3 rRNA genes are annotated in these 5,467 nt (G+C 56.2%); all 3 read right to left on the reverse strand.

From position 1 onward, the window contains the following. Positions 1 to 8: 8 nt before the first annotated feature. A 5S ribosomal RNA gene (rrf, locus tag BST42_RS28810) occupies positions 9 to 121 on the reverse strand. Positions 122 to 264: 143 nt separating this feature from the next. Beyond that, positions 265 to 3,380: ribosomal RNA gene (locus BST42_RS28815) — 23S ribosomal RNA — on the reverse strand. Positions 3,381 to 3,762: 382 nt separating this feature from the next. Beyond that, a 16S ribosomal RNA gene (locus BST42_RS28820) occupies positions 3,763 to 5,282 on the reverse strand. Together the 16S, 23S and 5S rRNA genes form the textbook arrangement of a ribosomal RNA operon. Positions 5,283 to 5,467: the final 185 nt, after the last annotated feature.

Raw genomic sequence — 5,467 nt, forward strand, 5'->3', positions numbered from 1 at the left:
TAAATTGTGTTCGGCGGTGTCCTACTTTTCCACCCTGTTGGGTAGTATCATCGGCGCTGGTAGGCTTAGCTTCCGGGTTCGGGATGGGACCGGGCGTTTCCCTGCCGCTATGGCCGCCGTAACTTTATTCACTCGTTTTTGAGTGTCCCCTGTGGGGGAGGTTTAGTTTTGGTGGTGGGGTGCGGTGTTGTGATTGTTGTGGTGTGGTTGCGGGCGTTGATGTGCGTCTTACAGTGTCCGAATCAACTGGTTTGTTGTTTGGGTTGTTGTAAGTTTTCGGCCGGTTAGTGCCAGTTCCCTGAACACCTTGCGGTGCGTGTAGGTCTGGTCTATCGATCCCGTGGTCTGCGGGGGGCCTTATCCCTCTAAAAGGGTGAGAAACCTGGTCTTGGAGAAGGTTTCCCGCTTAGATGCTTTCAGCGGTTATCCTGTCCGAACGTGGCTATCCAGCGGTGCCCCTGGTGGGACAACTGGTGTACCAGAGGTTCGTCCGTCCCGGTCCTCTCGTACTAGGGACAGGTTTCCTCAAGTTTCTGACGCGCGCGGCGGATAGAGACCGAACTGTCTCACGACGTTCTAAACCCAGCTCGCGTGCCGCTTTAATGGGCGAACAGCCCAACCCTTGGGACCTGCTCCAGCCCCAGGATGCGACGAGCCGACATCGAGGTGCCAAACCATCCCGTCGATATGGACTCTTGGGGAAGATCAGCCTGTTATCCCCGGGGTACCTTTTATCCGTTGAGCGACACCCCTTCCACTCGGGGGTGCCGGATCACTAGTCCCGACTTTCGTCCCTGCTTGACATGTCCGTCTCGCAGTCAAGCTCCCTTGTGCACTTGCACTCAACACCTGATTGCCGTCCAGGTTGAGGGAACCTTTGGGCGCCTCCGTTACATTTTAGGAGGCAACCGCCCCAGTTAAACTACCCACCAGGCACTGTCCCTGGACCGGATATACGGTCCGAAGTTAGAAGTCCAATACGATCAGAGTGGTATTTCAACAATGACTCCACCCACACTGGCGTGTGAGTTTCACAGTCTCCCACCTATCCTACACAAACCGTATCGAACGCCAATACCAAGCTATAGTGAAGGTCCCGGGGTCTTTTCGTCCTGCCGCGCGTAACGAGCATCTTTACTCGTAGTGCAATTTCGCCGAGTCTATGGTTGAGACAGTTGAGAAGTCGTTACGCCATTCGTGCAGGTCGGAACTTACCCGACAAGGAATTTCGCTACCTTAGGATGGTTATAGTTACCACCGCCGTTTACTGGGGCTTAAATTCTCCGCTTCACCTTACGGTTAACGGGTCCTCTTAACCTTCCAGCACCGGGCAGGCGTCAGTCCGTATACATCGTCTTGCGACTTCGCACGGACCTGTGTTTTTAGTAAACAGTCGCTTCTCACTGGTTTGTGCCACCCCCCACCGCTGCCGGCAGCATGTGCCATGACAGTAGGAGGTCCCCCTTCTCCCGAAGTTACGGGGGTATTTTGCCGAGTTCCTTAACCATAGTTCACTCGTACGCCTTGGTATTCTCTACCTGACCACCTGTGTTGGTTTGGGGTACGGGCCGTGTGTGCGCTCGCTAGAGGCTTTTCTTGGCAGCAAAGGATCACCGAATTCGCCTCACTCGGCTATGCATCACCTCTCAGGATATATGCCAGACGGATTTGCCTATCTGACTCCCTACGGGCTTGCCCCAGTATTACCACTGACTGGTACGGCTACCTACCTGCGTCACCCCATCGCTTGACTACTACCCACCCGGGTCACGCGCAGCCGGTAACCCCCGCTTCCCGAAGGAATTGGTAGGCCACCATTTGGGCGTTTAGCAGAATGGATTCATCAGGGACGCTCACACACGGGTACGGGAATATCAACCCGTTGTCCATCGACTACGCCTGTCGGCCTCGCCTTAGGTCCCGACTCACCCTGGGCGGACTGGCCTGGCCCAGGAACCCTTGGTCTTTCGGCGGGCAAGGTTCTCACTTGCCTTATCGCTACTCATGCCTGCATTCTCACTCCCACACCCTCCACAGCTCCATTACCAGGCTGCTTCACCGGTGTGCAGGACGCTCCCCTACCCATCAACAAAGTTGATGCCGCGGCTTCGGCGGTGTGCTTGAGCCCCGCTACATTATCGGCGCACAATCACTTGACCAGTGAGCTATTACGCACTCTTTCAAGGGTGGCTGCTTCTAAGCCAACCTCCTGGTTGTCTCTGCGACTGCACATCCTTTTCCACTTAGCACACGCTTAGGGGCCTTAGCCGGCGATCTGGGCTGTTTCCCTCTCGACGTACGGAGCTTATCCCCCGCCGTCTCACTGCCACGCTTTCACTTACCGGCATTCGGAGTTTGGCTGACGTCAGTAACCCTGTGGGGCCCATCGGCCATCCAGTAGCTCTACCTCCGGCAAGAAACACGCAACGCTGCACCTAAATGCATTTCGGGGAGAACCAGCTATCACGGAGTTTGATTGGCCTTTCACCCCTACCCACAACTCATCCCCTCAGTCTTCAACCTAAGTGGGTTCGGGCCTCCACGCGGTCTTACCCGCGCTTCACCCTGGCCATGGGTAGATCACTCCGCTTCGGGTCCAGAACACACCACTACACCAAGCCCTACGACTTGGATACGCCCTATTCAGACTCGCTTTCGCTACGGCTACCCCACCCGGGTTAACCTCGCGACATGTCCCTGACTCGCAGGCTCATTCTTCAAAAGGCACGCCATCACCCCACTCAAAGAGAGGGCTCTGACGGATTGTAAGCGCACGGTTTCAGGTACTATTTCACTCCCCTCCCGGGGTACTTTTCACCATTCCCTCACGGTACTAATCCGCTATCGGTCACTGAGAAGTATTCAGGCTTACCGGGTGGTCCCGGCAGATTCACAGCAGATTCCACGGGCCCGCTGCTACTCGGGAACAGTTCCACAGGAGCCGTGATGTTTTCAGTTACGGGGCTCTCACCCACTACGGCAGACCATCCCAGGCCACTTCACCTAACACCACGGTTTATCACTCCCGCCCCGGCCGGCAGACCGAAGACGAAACGTCCCACAACACCGCACACACAACCCCTGCCGAGTATCACATGCATACGGTTTAGCCATCCTCCGCGTTCGCTCGCCACTACTAACGGAATCACAATTGTTTTCTCTTCCTACGGGTACTGAGATGTTTCACTTCCCCGCGTTCCCCCCCACTACCTATGTATTCAGTAGTGGGTGACACGACATCACTCGTGCCGGGTTTCCCCATTCGGACATCCTCGGATCAACGCTCGGTTGGCAGCTCCCCGAGGCATAACGCAGCCTCCCACGTCCTTCATCGGCTCCCAGTGCCAAGGCATCCACCATGCGCTCTTAAACACTTACAACACAAAAAACCAATTCGAAAAAAGAAATTGCACATCAAAAACACACAACAGACCCAAAGAGATCTCCTGCGTGCTAGATGCTCGCAACCACTATCCACAAATCAAACACCACACCCCACCACCAAAGATGGAGCAACAACACGCCGACCCCGCCAACGCGGAGCCACCCGGAACCCCGGGCACGGGCCTGTTGTCTCAAAGCCCAACAGTGTGTTTGGCAGCACCAGACAACCCCCCAAAGGAAGGTCCCCGTCCTGGACGATTGCTTGTCGTGCACCAGACCCCCACCCACTACAGGTGATAAGGGCCGTCCAACGAATCGCCTGACTATCAGCTGATCCCACACGATGTGGGGCCGGCCAGGTCTCGTGGTGCTCCTTAGAAAGGAGGTGATCCAGCCGCACCTTCCGGTACGGCTACCTTGTTACGACTTCGTCCCAATCGCCGATCCCACCTTCGACGGCTCCCTCCCACAAGGGGTTAGGCCACCGGCTTCGGGTGTTACCGACTTTCATGACGTGACGGGCGGTGTGTACAAGGCCCGGGAACGTATTCACCGCAGCGTTGCTGATCTGCGATTACTAGCGACTCCGACTTCACGGGGTCGAGTTGCAGACCCCGATCCGAACTGAGACCGGCTTTGAAAGGATTCGCTCCACCTCACGGCATCGCAGCCCTTTGTACCGGCCATTGTAGCATGTGTGAAGCCCTGGACATAAGGGGCATGATGACTTGACGTCATCCCCACCTTCCTCCGAGTTGACCCCGGCAGTCTCTCACGAGTCCCCACCATAACGTGCTGGCAACATGAGACAAGGGTTGCGCTCGTTGCGGGACTTAACCCAACATCTCACGACACGAGCTGACGACAGCCATGCACCACCTGCACACAGGCCACAAGGGAACCGACATCTCTGCCGGCGTCCTGTGCATGTCAAACCCAGGTAAGGTTCTTCGCGTTGCATCGAATTAATCCACATGCTCCGCCGCTTGTGCGGGCCCCCGTCAATTTCTTTGAGTTTTAGCCTTGCGGCCGTACTCCCCAGGCGGGGTACTTAATGCGTTAGCTACGGCACGGATCCCAAGGAAGGAAACCCACACCTAGTACCCACCGTTTACGGCGTGGACTACCAGGGTATCTAATCCTGTTCGCTCCCCACGCTTTCGCTCCTCAGCGTCAGTTACTGCCCAGAGACCCGCCTTCGCCACCGGTGTTCCTCCTGATATCTGCGCATTCCACCGCTACACCAGGAATTCCAGTCTCCCCTGCAGTACTCAAGTCTGCCCGTATCGCCCGCACGCCCACAGTTGAGCTGTGAGTTTTCACGAACAACGCGACAAACCACCTACGAGCTCTTTACGCCCAGTAATTCCGGACAACGCTCGGACCCTACGTATTACCGCGGCTGCTGGCACGTAGTTGGCCGGTCCTTCTTCTATAGGTACCGTCACTTGCGCTTCGTCCCTACTGAAAGAGGTTTACAACCCGAAGGCCGTCATCCCTCACGCGGCGTCGCTGCATCAGGCTTGCGCCCATTGTGCAATATTCCCCACTGCTGCCTCCCGTAGGAGTCTGGGCCGTATCTCAGTCCCAGTGTGGCCGGTCACCCTCTCAGGCCGGCTACCCGTCGTCGCCTTGGTAGGCCATTACCCCACCAACAAGCTGATAGGCCGCGGGCCCATCCCACACCGCAAAAGCTTTCCACCACAACCCATGCAGGCCATGATCCTATTCGGTATTAGACCCAGTTTCCCAGGCTTATCCCAAAGTGCAGGGCAGATCACCCACGTGTTACTCACCCGTTCGCCACTCGAGTACCCCGAAGGGCCTTTCCGTTCGACTTGCATGTGTTAAGCACGCCGCCAGCGTTCGTCCTGAGCCAGAATCAAACTCTCCAAACAAAAACAACCCAACCCACAAAGCAGGCAGGTGAATTCGAATCAGAACAAGCCTGAAACCAAACAAAAGACACCAAACAAACTGGCATCACAAACCGCACCCCAACACGGGGGTATCAGGGCACGGCAAAAAACAACAACAAACAAAAACCACCAAACACACTATTGAGTTCTCAAACAACACACCC

Origin of the sequence: Mycolicibacterium rhodesiae, assembly GCF_002086695.1 — a bacterium.
GTDB lineage: Bacteria > Actinomycetota > Actinomycetes > Mycobacteriales > Mycobacteriaceae > Mycobacterium > Mycobacterium rhodesiae.